Here is a 17,498-nt window from a genome sequence, read left to right as displayed (position 1 = left end):
TACGGGACGGGGGTTCCGTTTTCGCGGCCGGGGCGTGCTCCGGGGGCGCGTCGCGCTCCGCGGGGGCCGTTCCGGGGGCGGGGACCGTCGGGCCGGCGCCTTCGAAGCCGGTGAGGTGCCCCTGCACCACGGGGGCGACGCGGGCGACGATCTCGTCCACGGGCACCGACGCCAGCGGCTCGACCTTGATCACATAGCGCAGCATGGCGATGCCGACGAGCTGGGCCGCCGCGAGCTCGGCGCGCAGTTCCGCGTCCGGGAGGTCGAGCTGCCGCACGATCCTGCTCAGCAGCTGGGCGGCGACCAGGCGGCGGAACACCGCCGCCGCGGCCTCGTGGTTCACCGCGGAGCGGACGATCGCCAGCAGCGGCACCCGGGTCGCCGGGTTCTCCCAGATGTCGAAGATGAACCTGGTCAGCCGCGCGCCGACCACCTCGGGGGGCAGGGCGGCCAGCGCGTCGGCGCCGGTCAGCGCCGGTGCGAAGGCGACCGCGACCGCGGCCTCGAAGACCTGGTCCTTGGTGCCGAAGTAGTGGTGCACCAGCGCGGAGTCCACGCCAGCGGACTTGGCGATGCCGCGGACGGACGTCTTCGCGTAGCCGCGTTCCGAGAACTCCTGACGGGCCGCGTCCAGGATCAGCTCCCGGGTGCCCGGGCCCTCCGCCGCCCTGGTGCGGGGCGGGCGCCCGCGGCGGCGGGGTTCCGGGTCGGTCATGAGCGGGCCACGCCCTCGGCGCCGTGCGGCGAGACGCCGTGCGACGGGGCACCGTGCGGCGAGGCGCCGTGCGGCGAGGCGAGGTGCAGCCGGGTGAACGCCAGGGCCTCGGCGAGGTCGGCCTCGCGCTCGGCGCTCGACATGGCGCGGCGGGTGTTGACCTCGACCACGATGTGGCCGTCGAAGCCGCGGGCGGCCAGGCGCTCCAGCAGCTCGGCGCAGGGCTGGGAGCCGCGGCCCGGCACGAGGTGCTCGTCCTTGCCGGAGCCGGCGCCGTCCGCGAGGTGGACGTGGCCGAGGCGGTCGCCCATGCGGTCGATCATCCGCAGGGCGTCGGTGCGGGCGGTGGCGGTGTGCGAGAGGTCCACGGTGAAGTGGCGGTAGTCGTGCTTGGTGACGTCCCAGTCGGGCGCGTAGGCGAGCATCTCGCGGTCGCGGTAGCGCCAGGGGTACATGTTCTCGACGGCGAACCGGACGTCCGTCTCGTCCGCCATCCGCCATATGCCGTCGACGAAGTCGCGCGCGTACTGGCGCTGCCAGCGGAACGGCGGGTGGACGACGACGGTGCCGGCGCCCAGCCGCTCGGCGGCGGACCTGGCGCGCTGCAGCTTGGTCCAGGGGTCGGTGGACCACACGCGCTGGGTGACGAGCAGGCAGGGGGCGTGGATGGCCAGGACCGGGATGCGGTGGTAGTCCGCAAGGCGGCGCAGGGCCTCGATGTCCTGGCTGACGGGATCGGTCCAGACCATGACCTCCACGCCGTCGTAACCGAGGCGTGCGGCCATCTCGAAGGCCGTTGCCGTCGACTCCGGGTAGACGGAGGCCGTCGACAGGGCGACCTTCGCGTCAGGGATGCGTACGACGGGTTCAGCCACGGGCACCAGGTTACGGGGCGTTGGAGGGCGTGGGGTGTGGCGCTGTTCACGTCACCCCCCTCTCCGGCTCCCCCCGGCGGGGTGGCCCCTGGCCACGGGGATGGTGCGCACGTCTCGTCGTGGCCGGTCGCGCGGTTCCCCGCGCCCCTGAAGGTGGGCCGGGGCAGCCCCAACGTACGGGTCCGCCGAAAAGGGGCGCGCGGAACGGCGCGAGCAACCGCCCACCGGCTGATGGTCCGGAAACGACAGAAACAGCCCCCTTGGGACGGTGACGACGCGCGGGTCTCGCCGTGGCTTGTCGCGCAGTTCCCCGCGCCCCTGAAGGTGGGCCGAGGCAGCCCCAACGTACGGGCCGACCCGAAGAAGGGGCGCGGGGAACCGCGCGGACGGCCCCCGCCCGCCGGTGGTCCGGCACGACATAAACCGCCACCTTGGGGCGGGCGCCGGGGTGGCCCCGGCTGACAGGGGAACCTACGTGCTGGGGAGGTGGTCGAGGCGGCGCAGGATCACTCCCTCGCGCAGAGCCCAGGGGCAGATCTCCAGCGTCTCCACGCCGAACAGGTCCATCGCCCCCTCCGCCACCACCGCCCCCGCGAGCAGCTGCCCGGCACGCCCCTCCGAGACGCCGGGCAGCTCCGCCCGCTCCCGCGCCGTCATCGCGGCCAGCCGCGGCACCCAGTCCTCCAGGGACTCCCGCTTCAGCTCCCGCTGCACATAGAGCCCCTCGGCCGAGCGCGCGGCCCCCGCGATCCGGGCCAGTTGCCGGAACGTCTTGGAGGTGGCGACCACGTGGTCCGGCCTGCCGAACCGGCTGAACTCCCCCACCACCCGCGCTATCTCCGCGCGCGCGTGCTTGCGCAGCGCCCGGACGTCCGACGGGTCCGGCGGGTCCCCGGGCAGCCAGCCCGCCGTCAGCCGGCCGGCGCCGAGCGGCAGCGACACCGCCGCGTCCGGGTCCTCGTCGATGCCGAACGCGACCTCCAGGGAGCCGCCGCCGATGTCCAGGACCAGCAGCCGCCCCGCGGACCAGCCGAACCAGCGGCGCGCGGCGAGGAACGTGAGCCGTGCCTCCTCGTCGCCGGCGAGCACCTGGAGTGTGACGCCGGTCTCACGCCGGACGCGGGCCAGCACCTCGTCGGCGTTGCCCGCGTCGCGCACCGCGGAGGTGGCGAACGTCAGCAGGTCCTCAACGCCCTTGTCCTCGGCGGTCTGCAACGCGTCGCGCACCGTCTCGACGAGCCGTGCGATGCCCTCGGGTCCTATGGCGTCCCGCTCGTCGAGGAGCTGGGCGAGCCGCAGGTCGGCCTTGTGCGAGTAGGCCGGCAGGGGCCGGGCCCCCGGGTGCGCGTCGACCACCAGCAGATGGACTGTGTTCGAACCCACATCGAGGACACCGAGTCTCATGGACGGAACGCTACTGCCCACGGCGCCGGCGCCCGGCCCGGGTGCCCGAACTCTCCTGGTGGACGGCAGGGTGGACGGACGGGTCGGGGCGGCCCCGGGAGGTACGTCCGGGTGGCGCCCCGGCGGTGGTCCCGGGGCCGCATACCCTTGAGTGGTGCCAAAGACGAAAAAGGCAAAGGACCGCAAGTCTCCCGACTTCGCCCAGGCCGGACAGCAGAAGGGGCCGGGCCGGCCCAAGCTGCCCCGGGAGGCGCCCCCGCAGCGCCCCGGGGAGCCCGACGAGCAGGGTCTCGACTTCGCGCGGGCCTGGGTGGAGTTCCCCGACCCGGCCGACGAGGAGCAGGTCTTCCGGTGCGACCTGACCTGGCTGACGTCCCGGTGGAACTGCATCTTCGGCGCCGGCTGCCAGGGCATCGAGGCGGGCCGCGCGGACGACGGCTGCTGCACGCTGGGCGCGCACTTCTCGGACGAGGAGGACGAACAGCGCGTCGCGTCCCATGTGGCCCGGCTCACACCGGACATCTGGCAGCACCATGACGTGGGCCGCGCCACAGGGTGGGTGGAAGAGGCGGACGACGGCGAGGGGGGCCGCGAGCGGCAGACCAGGCGCTGGCAGGGGAGCTGCATCTTCCAGAACCGGCCCGGTTTCGCGGGCGGCACCGGCTGCGCCCTGCACATCCTCGCGCTGCGCGAGGGCCGGGAGCCGCTGGAGACCAAGCCGGACGTCTGCTGGCAGCTGCCTGTGCGGCGCACCTACGACTGGGTGGACCGGCCGGACGACACGCGGGTGCTGCGGGTGTCCATCGGGGAGTACGACCGCCGGGGGTGGGGGCCCGGCGGTCACGATCTGCACTGGTGGTGCACGTCCGCGCGGTCGGCGCACGGGGCCGGGGAGCCGGTGTACGTGTCGTATCGGGCGGAGCTGATCGAGCTCATGGGGAAGGAGGGGTACGGGCGTCTGGTGGAGCTCTGCGAGGAGCGGCTGGCCCGGGGCCTGCCGCTCCTCGCGGGGCACCCAGCGGATCCCGGCCCCGAGGCCTGAGACGGCCTGCGGCCCGGCTGAGGTCCTGCTGAGGTCCTGCTGAGGCCCGACAGTCCCTTCGGGACGGCGACGGCCTTCGGGACGACGACGGCCCGCGGGGGACGCGTCGCGGCCGAGCGCGCAGTCCCCCGCGCCCCCGAGCGGGCCGGGCCGACCCAGCCGTGAAGGCGCACCCCCAAAGGGCCCGGGGAACTGCGCACACAACCACCCACCCACCCGCCCGACGGCCCGACGGCCCGAACACGACAGAAACAGCCCCCTTCGGACCGAGACGACCCCACGGCCACGTCATCGCCGATCGCGCGGTCCCCACGCCCCCGAGCGGGCCGGGGCGCAGCCCCGTCTTGAAGGGGCGCGGGGAGCTGCGCGCGCGACCCACCACGCGCAGGTGGTCCGGACGCGGCCGGGACCGTCCCTCCGGGGCGGTGGCGGGTGGGTGGAGCTACTCGTCGTGGCGGGTTCCGTAGCCGTCGAGGAGGAGGACCGTGCCGGAGGGCCGGACGGCGACGCGAGCCGTCCAGTGACCGACCGGTGCGCCGTACCGGTCGGCACGCACCCGTACCCCCGCGCTCTCCCCTGGACCGAGCGTGCCGGAGGTCCTGCTGGGGTGCAGCCAGTGGGCGGCCCCCGTCCGCAGCGACCAGTGCACCGCCGCAGACCGCCGCGACGCTCTCAGCGTGAGGTACGTGGTGTCGCCGGCGGGCCGCGCGGTGACGCTGAGGCCCTGCGCGGACGGCGTCCCGCTCGGGCCGACGACCTCCACGGAGACGGTCGGACCGGTGCCGCGCGGGGAGGCGGCCGCCGGGTTCTCGCGGACGGTGTCCGCGGCGTCCTCGGCGTCCTCGGCGTCGTCCCCGGAGCCGGCCTCGCGGGTGCGCTCGGTGCCGGCGGCCCCGACGGAGCCGTCGCCGTCCCGGTCGCCCGCGGTGAGCGAGTCGCTGCGGTAGGCGGCCCACAGGGACAGCACCGGCGTGGCGAGCACGGCGGCGACGACCGCGGTGGTCACCGCACACATCCGCACCCGGTGGCGGCGCGCGGCACGGTCCCCCGGATCCACCGGGTAGCCGCGCCGGTCGAACCGCGGACCGGCACCCCGCGCGCGCGTAGCGGCCGCCATCGCGGCGGGCAGCGCCGCGCGCGGCGCCCCGATGAGGGGCAGATCCATGGGCATGACGGTGGTGCCCGGCCAGGCGTCCCGCACGACGCCGACGGCCGTGCGGCGGCAGCGCGGGCACTCGTCGACGTGCCGGACCAGTTCGCGGCAGAGCACCGCACCCGGGGGGTGCCCGCCGGTGAGCCCGGCCACGATCGGGCAGGTGCCGGTCGCCACGACGGCGACGGCGGCCCGGGTGCGCTCCACCTCGCAGGCGGCCGACGCGATCAGCTCCCCGGCGGCGGCCGGCTCGACGCCCAGTACGGCGGCCACCTCGGCCGCGGTGAGCCGGTGCCGCGCGGTGAGCTCCAGCGCCTCCCGCTGCTCGGGAGTGGTGCCGGCGGCCTCCGGCCAGGCCGGCAGCGCGGTATCCCGGCGGCGTCCGCGCTCGACGGGATCCGTGCTGCCGGGGGGAGCCTCCCGCACCGGCCCGGGCCCCGTCCGCTCGCCCGCCGCCGCCCCGGCGGCCCCGGCGGCCCCGGAAGGCGCCGGGACGGCGGAGCGGCGCGCCGGGCCGCGGGCGGGCGCGCCACGGCGTGGGCGGCGGGGCTCGGCGAGGCGTCGCAGGCAGGCCCAGCGGGCGAGTGCGTAGAGCCAGGCGCGGTGCTCCTTCGGATTCGCGGGGGCGCGACCGCGGCGGGCGCGGCGGCGCTCGGCGGCGGCGAGGGCGTCCCCCAGGGCGGCCGTCGCGGCGCCGTGGTCGCAGAGCACGGAGAGGCAGTACGTGAACAGGCCGTCCAGGTGTGGTTCGTAGCGCGCGGGCGGACACTGCGGCACGGCCCCCGCGACCGGCGGCACGGCCCGGTGGCGCGGGCTTCCGTGCGCCTGATGTGCGCGGGTGGGGGGCTCGAAGGTTTCCGACCGGCTGCTCATCACCCGTGCGACCGTAGGCGGGGCGAGGCGAATCCTTCCTTCACCAAGGGCACTTTTAACCCTTACGGGTGATGACATCCCCCAAAAGGGGACAGGGGTGTGGTGTGACGTCAAGCTCGGTGGGTTGACGACCCTCACCCGATCGGGGACGGCGCCGTTCGGGTGGCCCGGGCGCCGCTCGGGTGGCTCGGGCACCGCTCGGGTGGCTCGGGCACCGCTCGGGTGGCTCGGGCACCGCTCGGGTGGCTCGGGCACCGCTCGGGTGGCTCGGGCACCGCTCGGGTGGCTCGGGCACCGCTCGGTGCGGGCTCCGGTCAGTGCCCGGGCACCCCCTCGGCGCCCGCATCCGGCGGTCCACCAGCGCTCCACCGCCGTGGGTCACCGCGTGCCACGGCGGGCCACCGCGGGTTGCCAGGGGGCGCGGTGGAGCCGCCGGACCGCGTCGCGGGTTCCCGTCGCCGGTTCGCGTCGCCGGACCGCACCCGCCCGCGGGCCGCCGTTGTCAGTGGCGGGCGCTAACGTTCCGTGTCATGGCTGCCCGTACGAAATCCGGCAAGGACCGGCCGTCCTACCGCTGCACCGAGTGCGGCTGGCAGACGGCCAAGTGGCTCGGCCGCTGCCCCGAGTGCCAGGCGTGGGGCACGATCGAGGAGTACGGCGCGCCCGCGGTCCGCACCACGGCCCCCGGCCGGGTCACCACCTCGGCCGTCCCCATCGGCCAGGTCGACGGCCGCCAGGCCACGGCCCGCAGCACCGGCGTCCCCGAGCTGGACCGCGTGCTGGGCGGCGGCCTGGTGCCCGGCGCCGTCGTCCTGCTGGCCGGCGAGCCGGGCGTCGGCAAGTCCACGCTGCTGCTGGACGTCGCCGCCAAGGCCGCGAGCGACGACCACCGCACGCTCTACGTCACCGGCGAGGAGTCCGCCAGTCAGGTGCGGCTGCGCGCCGACCGCATCAAGGCGATCGACGACCGCCTGTACCTGGCCGCGGAGACCGACCTCTCCGCGGTCCTCGGCCACCTGGACGAGGTCAAGCCGTCCCTGCTGGTGGTGGACTCGGTACAGACCGTGGCCTCCCCGGAGATCGAGGGCGCCCCGGGCGGCATGGCGCAGGTCAGGGAGGTGGCGGGCGCGCTGATCCGTGCCTCCAAGGAGCGCGGCATGGCCACCATCCTGGTGGGCCATGTCACCAAGGACGGCGCCATCGCGGGCCCCCGCCTGCTGGAGCACCTGGTGGACGTCGTGCTGCACTTCGAGGGCGACCGGCACGCGCGCCTGCGCCTGGTCCGCGGCGTCAAGAACCGCTACGGCACCACGGACGAGGTCGGCTGCTTCGAGCTGCACGACGAGGGCATCACCGGCCTCGCCGACCCCTCCGGCCTCTTCCTCACCCGGCGTGACGAGCCGGTGCCGGGCACCTGCCTGACGGTCACCCTGGAGGGCCGCCGCCCGCTGGTCGCGGAGGTCCAGGCGCTCACCGTCGACTCCCAGATCCCCTCCCCGCGGCGTACCACCTCCGGCCTGGAGACCTCGCGGGTGTCGATGATGCTGGCGGTGCTGGAGCAGCGCGGCCGGATCACCGCGCTCGGCAAGCGCGACATCTACTCGGCGACGGTCGGCGGCGTGAAGCTCACCGAGCCCGCGGCTGACCTCGCCGTGGCGCTCGCGCTGGCCAGTGCGGCCAGCGACACCCCGCTGCCGAAGAACCTGGTGGCGATCGGCGAGGTGGGCCTCGCGGGCGAGGTGCGGCGGGTCACCGGTGTCCAGCGGCGGCTCGCCGAGGCGCACCGGCTGGGCTTCACGCACGCCCTCGTGCCGTCCGATCCGGGGAGGATACCCGCCGGTATGAAGGTCACCGAAGTGGCCGATATGTCCGATGCGCTGCGGGTACTGCCGAGGAGCCGTCGGCGGGAGGCCCCGCAGGAGGCGGTGGACCGCCGGTAGACTTTGCCCCGGTCTCGCCCATCCGTACGAATGCGGGGTACGAATGCAGGGGCGGACCGGACCCCGCGACCGGAGGAGTGCATGGCAGCCAACGACCGGGCGTCAGCTCCCGGCAAGACCGGCGGGAGCTCCGGTGCCGATGGGCTGATGCGCGCCTCGCTGAGCGCGGTCGCGCCGGGCACCGCACTGCGCGACGGGCTGGAGAGAGTCCTGCGCGGCAACACCGGAGGCCTCATCGTGCTCGGCTCCGACAAGACCGTCGAAGCCATGTGCACCGGCGGATTCGTGCTGGACGTGGAGTTCACGGCGACGCGGCTGCGGGAGCTGTGCAAGCTCGACGGCGGCATCGTGCTGGACAAGGACATCACGAAGATCCTGCGCGCCGGTGTGCAGCTGGTTCCGGACCCCACCATCCCCACCGAGGAGACCGGCACGCGCCACCGCACGGCCGACCGGGTCAGCAAGCAGGTGGGTTTCCCCGTCGTCTCCGTCTCGCAGTCGATGCGGCTGATCGCGCTGTACGTGGACGGGCAGCGGCGGGTGCTGGAGGACTCCGCGGCGATCCTGTCCCGGGCGAACCAGGCGCTGGCGACCCTCGAGCGGTACAAGCTGCGGCTCGACGAGGTGGCCGGGACGCTCTCCGCGCTGGAGATCGAGGACCTCGTGACCGTGCGGGACGTGACGGCGGTGGCGCAGCGTCTTGAGATGGTGCGGCGGATCGCGACGGAGATCGCGGAGTACGTGGTCGAGCTGGGCACGGACGGGCGGCTGCTCGCGCTGCAGTTGGACGAGCTGATCGCCGGGGTGGAGCCGGAGCGGGAGCTCGTGGTGCGGGACTATGTGCCGGCGCCTACCGCGAAGCGGTCCCGGACGGTGGAGGAGGCACTGTCCGAGTTGGACTCGCTGTCGCATGCGGAGCTGCTGGAGCTGCCTACCGTGGCTCGGGCGCTGGGGTACACCGGGGCGCCGGAGACGCTGGATTCGGCTGTGTCGCCGCGGGGGTTCCGGCTGCTGGCGAAGGTGCCGCGGCTGCCGGGGGCGATCATCGATCGGCTGGTGGAGCACTTCGGGGGGTTGCAGAAGTTGCTGGCGGCCAGTGTGGATGACCTGCAGACCGTGGACGGGGTGGGGGAGGCTCGGGCGCGGAGTGTGCGGGAGGGGTTGTCGCGGTTGGCGGAGTCGTCGATCCTGGAGCGCTACGTATAGCCTGCGGCCGGCCCAGCCGACCCGGGGCGCGCCGGACGTACGGCCTGGGGTTTTGTAGGGGTAGCGGGCTTTGGCTTCGCCTGGACGCGCGTTGTGGTTGGTTGTGGGCGGGCTTGGTGCGGCGCGTGCGGCTTTCGTTGGGGCGGTGCGCCTTCTATTCGTTGCAGGTTGGCTTTGTGTGGCGCCTGCGGCTTTCGTTGAGGCGGTGCGCCTTCTGATTCGTTAAAGGTTGGCTTTGTCTGGCGCCTGCGGCTTTCGTTGAGGCTGGGGCGCTTGGGTTTCGTTGTGGGGCGGGGCCGCGGGGGGATCTCCTCCCCCACGGCCTTGAAGGCCTGGGAGGTGCCCCCAGGGCGGACATCCCCCCACGTCCCCTCACGCTCGTCGGCGGCTGCGGCCCGGTGGGGCCTGAGGTGGGCACAGCCCACGGCGTGCGGTGGCCGGACGGTGCCGGCCCGTGCCCTCGGGGAGCAGATACGCCGCTTCAGTCCTCGTTGAGGACGAAAGACGTCTGGGACTTGGGGTAGCCGGGAGCCTTCGCCTCGACCAGGTACGTGCCGGGGGCCGCCGAGGCCGTGGAGGGCGTGGCGCAGTGGGGGGCGCTGGGGGTGCGGTTCCAGGTGACGGTGTGGGTGATGCTGGCGCCCGCCGGCACGCGGAGGAAGAGACTGCTGCCGTCCTTGGGGCAGTCGTCCGACGCCCAGATCTGCTTGTCCGTGCTCGCCTGAGTGATCGTCAGGACGGCGTTGCGGGGCCCGAGATCGAATTTGCAGTCGCTGCCGGACAGGTTCTTCGCGATGAGTTGGAACCGCGGATCGCGCCCCGGCGCATAGGAGTTGTCGACGCTGCGCAGCGAGAGCCGTACCGCGCTGTGCGAGCACGTCGGCAGCCCCGAACTCGCCGGCACCTCGGCCCCGGTGCCGCCGCCCGCCGTGGAACCGGCGCCGCCCGCCGAGCCGCTGCCGCCGCCCGCCGAGCCGCCCGTGGCGCCGCCCGCACCGGAGCCCCCCGCACCTGTCGTGTCCCCCGCGCCGCCCGACGTGCCGCCGCCGTCCGACTCGTCACGTCCGCCGGGGTGTTGGCTGATCGCCGGCCCCGAACCGGACGGGCCGGGGGTGATGGACGGCGCGGGGTTCTTGCCCTCGGCCCCGTCGGAGTGCTTCTTGCCGCCCCCGCCACCGGCCGTCACGAACCAGGCGATGAGCAGCGCCACCACAGCGAGCAGGGTCAGCAGTACGGCCCTCCGTCGCCAGTAGATGGAGGAGGGAAGCGGCCCGACCGGATTGCGCAGAGATCCCACGGCGCAAACTGTACGAGAGATCGGCGCGTCGTCTTGCCCCACCCGCCGTACCACAGGCGAATTTTGCCGATCATCATGCCGGCCGGAGACCGTGCGGTGTGCGCCGACGGAGGGAATCGCCGTGTCCCGCCACCGCCTGTCGTCAGGCACACCACCTGCCGATGGTCCGAGGTGGCCGAATGTGTCCTATTCCTACCGTCCTGGCCATGGATGATTTCGATTCCGATCTCTACATCGACGTCACGGACTTCGCGCACGTCTCCCCCACCTGGCTGCAAGGACTCGCCGGTGTCTGGACGGAGGCCGGACTGCTGGTGTTCTGCGTGCTGTTCGCGGCCTGTTGGTGGCGTGCGCGCCGGGGGCGGCCGCCGTGGTACTCGGATCCACGGTGAGTCCCCCGACCCGGCTCGTGCACACCCTGCGTGCGTCCGAGCGGCGCGCGGTCCGCTGTGCCACGGGCCCCAGCCCGCGGGCGGACTCCCGCACGGCTCAGAAGACCGGAACGGGACCACGGCCGCCCGTGGCGCCCCGTGGCCGGCACGGCGCGGGCCCGTGCGGCCGCGGTGCGGGACATCCGGCGGGTGCCGAGGCCGTCGATGACCTGCAGCGCCACCCGCGGCGGGAGGAACGCGGCGCCCTCGGCCACCACCCGTAGGCCCGCGATGAGTTCCCGCGGTCGCCGGACTTCGGGAGGAATCCGGTGGCACCGCCGCCGAGGGCCCGTGCGACGTACGCGTCCTCGGAGAACGTGGTGAGCATGGCCACCGCGGTGCCCGGCACGGTCCGGACGATCTCCTCGGCCGCCGCCAGGCCGTCCAGTCGCCGCATGCGGATGTCGAGCAGCGCCACGTCGGGCCGGTGCGCCTGGTGCGGTCGGTGCGGCCAGTCCGCCCGGTGCGGGCGGTCCACCGGGTGCGCCCGGCATGCACAGGGCGCCGCGGGTCGGTGCCCGGTCCGTCCGGCACGTCCGGACCACTCGGCACGTCCGGACCACTCGGCACGTCTTGGCCGCTCGGCGCGCCCGCTCCGGGCTTCGCGCTCGGTCCGTTCGGTGCGTAAGCCCCCGGCTTCGCGGGGAGCCATGCCGCGATCCCGAAGCCCGTGCCGCCGTGCGGGCCCGTCTCGACGTGGCCGCCCGGCGAGGTGATCCGGGCCCCGCAGGTCCGGCAGCCCGGAGCCGCTGCCCGTCCCGGCGCCCCGTGCCCACCCCGTGCTCCGCACACCGTCCATCCCGACGGCGCTGCCGGCGACCCGCACCCTGTACCCCTGCCGATCGTCAGGTCTTCGGGGCCGAACGCTGTCATCCCCGCCACGCCCTGCCCCGCCCGGCCCGGCCCGGCCCCGGTGCGGGGCCGGGCAGGGCAGGGCGGGCCGGAAGGCCGCGGGAGGCACCCGGTGACGCCGTGACGCCGGGCACCCGGCGACCGGGACGGTCCCGCCGAGCCGTGGAAGGCCGCGCGAGGCCCACGGCCAGGCGCACCCCGCGGCACTTCGCGGTCACGCACCCAAGAGGCCCACACCCCGGCCACGTAAGCCGCGCCCACCCCCACGGGCGTGCGAGGATCGCTCTGTCATGACTGCGCCCACACAGAACCCCGCCCGCCCGACGCCCGCACCCGCCCCCGCGGCCCCCCACAATCCGCAGCACGCCCAGGACCTGCACACTCCCGTCCTCGCCTGGTTCGAGCAGCACGCCCGCGACCTGCCCTGGCGACGCGCGGAAGCCGGCCCCTGGGGTGTCATGGTCAGCGAGTTCATGCTCCAGCAGACCCCCGTCAGCCGTGTTCTGCCCGTCTACGAGCAGTGGATGGCCCGCTGGCCCCGGCCGGCGGACCTCGCCGCCGAGGCACCGGGCGAGGCCGTCCGTGCCTGGGGCCGGCTCGGCTACCCGCGCCGCGCCCTGCGCCTGCACGGTGCCGCCGTCGCCATAACGGAGCGGCACGGCGGCGACGTGCCGACGCAGCACGCCCAGCTGCTCGCCCTGCCGGGCATCGGCGAGTACACGGCCGCGGCGGTGGCCAGCTTCGCGTACGGACAGCGGCACGCGGTGCTCGACACCAATGTCCGCCGGGTCCTGGCCCGTGCGGTGACGGGCGTGCAGTACCCGCCGAACGCCACCACCGCGGCCGAACGGAAGCTGGCCCGCGCGCTGCTGCCGGAGGACCCGGGCGTCGCCGCGCGCTGGGCGGCGGCCTCCATGGAGCTGGGGGCGCTGGTCTGCACCGCCAAGAACGAGAACTGCGCCCGCTGCCCGATCGCCGCGCAGTGCGCCTGGCGGCTCAAGGGCAAGCCCGAGCACGACGGCCCGGCGCGGCGCGGCCAGACCTACGCCGGCACCGACCGCCAGGTACGCGGCAAGCTGCTCGCCGTGCTCCGCGACGCCACCGGTCCGGTGCCGGGGGCCGTGCTCGACCGGGTGTGGCACGAGCCCATCCAGCGGGCCCGCGCCCTGGACGGCCTGGTCGCCGACGGCCTCGTCGAACCCCTCCCCCACGGCGCCTACCGCCTGCCGCTCACGCAGGGGTCGTGAGGCCCGGGTGTCCTGAGGCCCGGGTGCCGCAGAACTCTCCGGCCGCCCGGTTCCCCGCGCCCGCCAGGTCGTGGACCGCGCCCACGAAGGGGCGCGGGGAACCGCGCGCCCGATCACGGCGAGAGCCGCGGCCCGCCACCGGCCCCGAGAGGCAGCCGGCCCCGCCTCCCTGCCACCGGCCACCGATCACCGGCCGACGGGCGACGGCCGACGAGCGACGAGCGACGGGCGATGGCTGACGGCTGACGGCTGACGGCTGACGGCTGACGGCTGACGGTGGCGGCTCCACACCGCCCCGCGCCGCTCCGGAGCGGGGCACACTCGCCCCTGCCTTACCTCCCCCTTACATCTGTTACACAACCGACTGTCAGCCGTGCGCCCGCCGCAGGCCGGCCCCCACAGGCCCGTGACAATACCGCCGTAGCGTCATCTCCGACGCCGTGAACCGCCACCGCACCCGCCGGTACACCGGCCCGGGTCCGGGGCACGCGCGGCGGTTCACCAGCGGACGGCAAGCAGCGCGCGGCCATGCGACGGGGCGTGGCGCGCGCCATGGCAACAGGTCGCGTGCGGCGCACGGCGGTGCCGGGGGGTTCACCGGATGGCACCGGCCGGGTCGCCGCACGGCAGACGACGGTCACAACGGGAGGCGGTTGGAATGGCGCACGGCGAGGTGCTTGAGTTCGAGGATTATGTACGCACCCGGCAGGACGCCCTGCTGCGCAGTGCCCGCCGCCTGGTCCCCGACCCGGTCGACGCCCAGGACCTGCTGCAGACCGCCCTGGCCAGGACCTACGGCCGCTGGGACGGCATAGCGGACAAGCGGCTCGCGGACGCCTACCTGCGCCGTGTCATGATCAACACCCGTACGGAGTGGTGGCGGGCCAGGAAGCTGGAGGAGGTCCCCACCGAGCAGCTTCCCGAGGCCGCCATCGACGACTCCACCGAGCAGCACGCGGACCGCGCCATGCTGATGGACGCGATGCGGGTGCTGGCTCCCAAGCAGCGCAGTGTCGTGGTGCTGCGACACTGGGAGCAGATGTCCACGGAGGAGACGGCCGCCGCCCTCGGGATGACCGCAGGCACGGTCAAGAGCACGCTGCACCGCGCGCTGGCCCGGCTCCGCCAGGAGCTGGAGAGCCGCGCACGTGATGCGCGCGCGGTCGAGGACGAGGAGCGGGAGCGTTGCGCGGCCTGAGCAGACGGCACCCCGGCGTGGACGGCACCGGCGCGGACGGCACACGCGCGGGCGCCGCCCGCCCGGCACGCACCCGGCCGCACCGGCGCCGACCCACGGAACCGCACCCGCACCCGCACTCACACACACGCCCACACCCGCACCGCCCGCTCCGCGCCGCCGCGGTCCTGGCCTCCGCCGCCGCGGCCCTCGCGCTGCTCGCCGGCTGCTCCACCGGCGGCACCGGCACTCGGGACGAGGGCCCCGCGCGCACCGACCCGGTCGGGCACGCCACCGCGCCGTCCCCCACCCCCAGCGAGGCGCCCGCGCCGACGCCGGGCCGGGTGGACCCGGTGAAGCTGGTGATGACCGATCCGAAGGTGAGCACGGCGGTCAAGAAGGAACTGCGCCCGTGCAGGACGAACGACTACCCCGTCGACGTCTCCTACGGCAAGCTCACGGGCTCGGCGGACCCCGACGTCCTGGTCAACGTGATGACGTGCAATTCGGTCGGCGTAGGGTCGTATGTGTTCCGGCAGGAGAAGGGCCGTTACGAGAGCGTCTTCCAGGACGAGGAGCAGCCCGTCTACGCGACGATCGACCGCGGTGACCTGGTGGTGACGCAGAAGGTCTACGAGCAGAGCGACTCGGTCACCTCCCCGTCCAGCGAGGACGTGATCACGTACCACTGGTCCGCGTCGGCCCACCGCTTCACGGAGCAGGACCGTACGCACAACGAGTACAGCAACGCGGTGGGCGGCGACAAAACCGCCCCCGCCGACAACTGACAACCCCGGGCCCGGCCCGGGGGCCCACGGCGCCGAGGAGGACTGCACAGGGCACCCGGCACCATCGGCCACACGGCCACAGGGGGTACACGGCCCCGACGGCCGCACCCCGGTGGCAGCACACGGCGACAACGGCACACGGCACGACAGCGAGCGGACGCGATCGCCCGGCGGCGGGCGGTCCAAAGGGAGCGGCGGATTCGGATGACGCAGCGGACGGCAGAGCCCACCCATGTCCTGTTCGTCGAGGACGACGACGTCATCCGCGAGGCCACCCAGCTCGCCCTGGAGCGCGACGGCTTCGCGGTCACCGCCATGCCGGACGGCCTGTCGGGGCTGGACGCGTTCCGTGCCGACCGGCCGGATATCGCACTGCTCGACGTGATGCTGCCGGGCCTGGACGGGGTGAGCCTGTGCCGCCGGATCCGCGACGAGTCCACCGTCCCGGTGATCATGCTGTCGGCCCGCGCCGACTCCATCGACGTCGTGCTGGGTCTGGAAGCGGGCGCGGACGACTACGTGACCAAGCCGTTCGACGGTGCGGTGCTGGTCGCCCGGATCCGTGCGGTGCTGCGGCGCTTCGGGCACGCGAGCGGCGCGGCGGGCGGTCCGCGGCAGGGGCGGACCGGGGGCGGGGCGGCGCACGGCGGCCCGGACGGCACGCAGGACGGGCGCAGGGGCATGCTTGAGTTCGGCGATCTGTCCGTCGACACCGAGGGCATGGAGGTGCGCCGCGCCGGTCAGCAGGTGGCGCTGACGCCGACCGAGATGCGGCTGCTCCTGGAGTTCTCCACCGCCCCGGGCACGGTACTCTCCCGCGACCAGCTGCTGCAGCGCGTGTGGGACTACGGCTGGGGCGGCGACACCCGCGTCGTGGACGTCCATGTGCAGCGGCTGCGCACGAAGATCGGCCAGGACCGGATAGAGACGGTCCGCGGCTTCGGCTACAAGTTGAAGGCCTGATCCGGCCATGCGGGACCCCAGCTCCTCGTCCGCCGCGTCCTCACGTGCCAGGTCTGCGCGTGCCTCGTCCCGACGCGCCACGTCCTCGGGCGCCGCGCCCCTGGGTACGGGGTGGGGCGCCGACCCGGAGGCGGGCCCCTCGGCGGGGTCCCGTCCCCGGCCGCGTAGGCGCCTGCGTGACCGGCTGCTCGGCGGGCTCCGGCTGCGCACGGGCGTGCGGTGGCAGCTCAGCGCGGCGATCGCCCTGGTCGGCGCGCTGATCGCGCTGGCGCTCAGCCTGGTGGTGCACAATGCCGCGCTCGTCTCGATGCTGGACAGCTCGCGGGATGTGCAGGACGAGCGCGTCCAGTTCGCCCAGCGGATCTACGAGTCGACGGGCCGCAGGCAGTTCGGCACGTCGATCGACGATCCGAAGCTGCCGCACGCGCTCAAGGAGAAGGCGGCGCAGGGCCGGCGGGCCACCTATGTCTCGGACGGCGGCCCCGGCGGCCCGGACGTGTGGGCGGCCGTGCCGCTGAAGGACGGGCACGTGCTGTCCCTGCACACCCGGTTCACCGACGGCAGCGGCCGGGTGATGGACGATCTCGACCAGGCCCTGGTCATCGGCTCGATCGCGGTAGTGCTGGGCGGCTGTGCGCTGGGCGTGCTCGTCGGCGGCCAGCTCTCGCGGCGGCTCCGGAAGGCGGCAGCGGCGGCGGGCGAGGTCGCGAAGGGGCAGACGGACGTCCGGGTGCGCGAGGCGATGGGCGGGGTGGTGCGGGACGAGACGGACGACCTCGCGCGGGCCGTGGACGCGATGGCGGACGCGCTGCGGCAGCGACTGGAGGCCGAGCAGCGGGTGACGGCGGACATCGCGCACGAACTGCGCACCCCGGTGACCGGGCTTGTCACCGCGGCGGAACTGCTGCCGCCCGGGCGGCCGAGCGAACTGGTCAAGGACCGGGCGCAGGCGCTGCGCACGCTGGTGGAGGACGTCCTCGAGGTGGCGCGTCTGGACAGCGCGGCGGAGCGGGCCGAGTTGCAGGACATCATGCTCGGCGAGTTCGTCGCCCGCCGGGTGGCGGTGCTCAGCCAGGACGTCCGGGTGGAGGTGGTGCACGAGTCGGAGGTCACCACCGACCCGCGCCGGCTGGAGCGGATCGTGGGCAACCTGCTGGCGAACGCCGCCCGGCACGGCAAGCCGCCGGTGGTGGTGACCGTGGAGGGCCGGGTGATCCGGGTGCGGGACCATGGTCCCGGCTTCCCTGCGGAGCTGGTCGCCCGGGGGCCGAGCCGCTTCCGCACCGGCAGCGCGGACCGGGCCGGCCACGGGCACGGGCTCGGTCTGACCATCGCGGCGGGGCAGGCGCGGGTGCTGGGCGCGCGGCTCACGTTCCGCAACGTTCGGCCGTCGGGTGCGCCCGACGACGCGCCCCCCGAGGGTGCGGTCGCGATCCTCTGGCTCCCGGAACACGCACCGACCAGCACGGGCAGCTACCCGATGCTCCAGCTCCCACCCCAGCCGGGCCCGTAGCGGCCACCGTAGCGGCCTTACC

General features: G+C 74.6%; 13 protein-coding genes and 2 pseudogenes. 9 read left to right on the top strand and 6 right to left on the bottom strand.

What is annotated here, in order from left to right:
- Positions 1 to 106: 106 nt before the first annotated feature.
- The 3 genes and pseudogenes from ACSMXW_RS20630 to ACSMXW_RS20620 form a co-directional block, all read right to left on the bottom strand.
- Positions 107 to 715 (bottom strand): annotated as a pseudogene (locus ACSMXW_RS20630) (TetR/AcrR family transcriptional regulator); the annotation flags it as partial.
- On the bottom strand, positions 712 to 1,590 hold the full coding sequence (locus ACSMXW_RS20625) for a sugar phosphate isomerase/epimerase family protein (RefSeq protein ID WP_485798207.1): 879 nt from the start codon (positions 1,588 to 1,590) through the stop codon (positions 712 to 714). The gene ACSMXW_RS20625 and the pseudogene ACSMXW_RS20630, both read right to left, overlap by 4 nt.
- Positions 1,591 to 2,061: 471 nt before the next feature.
- Entirely contained in the window at positions 2,062 to 2,994 is a 933-nt protein-coding gene (locus ACSMXW_RS20620; RefSeq protein WP_485798205.1) for a Ppx/GppA family phosphatase, read from the bottom strand.
- A gap of 238 nt (positions 2,995 to 3,232) precedes the next feature.
- On the opposite strand from ACSMXW_RS20620, the gene ACSMXW_RS20615 reads away from it, so the two are divergent.
- Entirely contained in the window at positions 3,233 to 4,036 is an 804-nt protein-coding gene (locus ACSMXW_RS20615; protein ID WP_485808178.1) for a DUF3109 family protein, read from the top strand.
- Positions 4,037 to 4,478: 442 nt separating this feature from the next.
- Here the strand turns inward: ACSMXW_RS20615 and ACSMXW_RS20610 are convergent, their stop codons facing one another.
- Positions 4,479 to 6,062, bottom strand: coding sequence for a hypothetical protein (locus ACSMXW_RS20610; RefSeq protein WP_485798203.1), 1,584 nt, complete (start codon positions 6,060 to 6,062; stop codon positions 4,479 to 4,481).
- A gap of 530 nt (positions 6,063 to 6,592) precedes the next feature.
- On the opposite strand from ACSMXW_RS20610, the gene radA reads away from it, so the two are divergent.
- Both radA and disA read left to right on the top strand, forming a co-directional pair.
- Positions 6,593 to 8,002: a DNA repair protein RadA gene (radA, locus tag ACSMXW_RS20605; protein WP_485798201.1), complete on the top strand. Its 1,410-nt coding sequence runs from the start codon at positions 6,593 to 6,595 to the stop codon at positions 8,000 to 8,002.
- An 81-nt stretch (positions 8,003 to 8,083) separates the two neighbouring features.
- Positions 8,084 to 9,208: a DNA integrity scanning diadenylate cyclase DisA gene (gene disA, locus ACSMXW_RS20600; RefSeq protein WP_485798199.1), complete on the top strand. Its 1,125-nt coding sequence runs from the start codon at positions 8,084 to 8,086 to the stop codon at positions 9,206 to 9,208.
- Positions 9,209 to 9,689: 481 nt separating this feature from the next.
- On the opposite strand, the gene ACSMXW_RS20595 is transcribed toward disA, so the two are convergent.
- Positions 9,690 to 10,505 (bottom strand): hypothetical protein, encoded by an 816-nt coding sequence (locus ACSMXW_RS20595; protein ID WP_485798197.1) that lies wholly within the window; start codon positions 10,503 to 10,505, stop codon positions 9,690 to 9,692.
- Positions 10,506 to 10,711: 206 nt separating this feature from the next.
- Between ACSMXW_RS20595 and ACSMXW_RS20590 the strand changes: the two genes are divergently transcribed.
- A complete protein-coding gene (locus ACSMXW_RS20590; RefSeq protein WP_485808579.1) occupies positions 10,712 to 10,897 on the top strand; it encodes a hypothetical protein in 186 nt (61 codons plus the stop codon).
- 131 nt (positions 10,898 to 11,028) lie between these two features.
- On the opposite strand, the pseudogene ACSMXW_RS20585 reads toward ACSMXW_RS20590, so the two are convergent.
- Positions 11,029 to 11,369 (bottom strand): annotated as a pseudogene (locus tag ACSMXW_RS20585) (response regulator); the annotation flags it as partial.
- A gap of 709 nt (positions 11,370 to 12,078) precedes the next feature.
- On the opposite strand from ACSMXW_RS20585, the gene ACSMXW_RS20580 reads away from it, so the two are divergent.
- From ACSMXW_RS20580 to cseC, 5 genes are all read left to right on the top strand, one after another.
- Positions 12,079 to 13,035 carry an HhH-GPD family protein gene (locus tag ACSMXW_RS20580; protein WP_485798196.1) on the top strand — a complete coding sequence of 319 codons (957 nt, stop codon included), beginning with the start codon at positions 12,079 to 12,081 and terminating at the stop codon, positions 13,033 to 13,035.
- A gap of 658 nt (positions 13,036 to 13,693) precedes the next feature.
- Entirely contained in the window at positions 13,694 to 14,233 is a 540-nt protein-coding gene (locus ACSMXW_RS20575; RefSeq protein WP_485798194.1) for a SigE family RNA polymerase sigma factor, read from the top strand.
- Positions 14,221 to 15,000, top strand: coding sequence for a hypothetical protein (locus ACSMXW_RS20570; RefSeq protein ID WP_485798192.1), 780 nt, complete (start codon positions 14,221 to 14,223; stop codon positions 14,998 to 15,000). The genes ACSMXW_RS20575 and ACSMXW_RS20570 overlap by 13 nt, the downstream gene beginning before the upstream one ends.
- A gap of 204 nt (positions 15,001 to 15,204) precedes the next feature.
- Positions 15,205 to 15,963, top strand: coding sequence for a two-component system response regulator CseB (cseB, locus tag ACSMXW_RS20565; protein ID WP_485798191.1), 759 nt, complete (start codon positions 15,205 to 15,207; stop codon positions 15,961 to 15,963).
- 7 nt (positions 15,964 to 15,970) lie between these two features.
- On the top strand, positions 15,971 to 17,476 hold the full coding sequence (gene cseC / locus ACSMXW_RS20560) for a two-component system sensor histidine kinase CseC (protein WP_485798189.1): 1,506 nt from the start codon (positions 15,971 to 15,973) through the stop codon (positions 17,474 to 17,476).
- Positions 17,477 to 17,498: the final 22 nt, after the last annotated feature.

The organism is Streptomyces sp. DSM 116793, from assembly GCF_057320905.1.
Note: the sequence above shows the minus strand (reverse complement) of the source record. Positions and strands in the feature narration are given on the sequence as shown.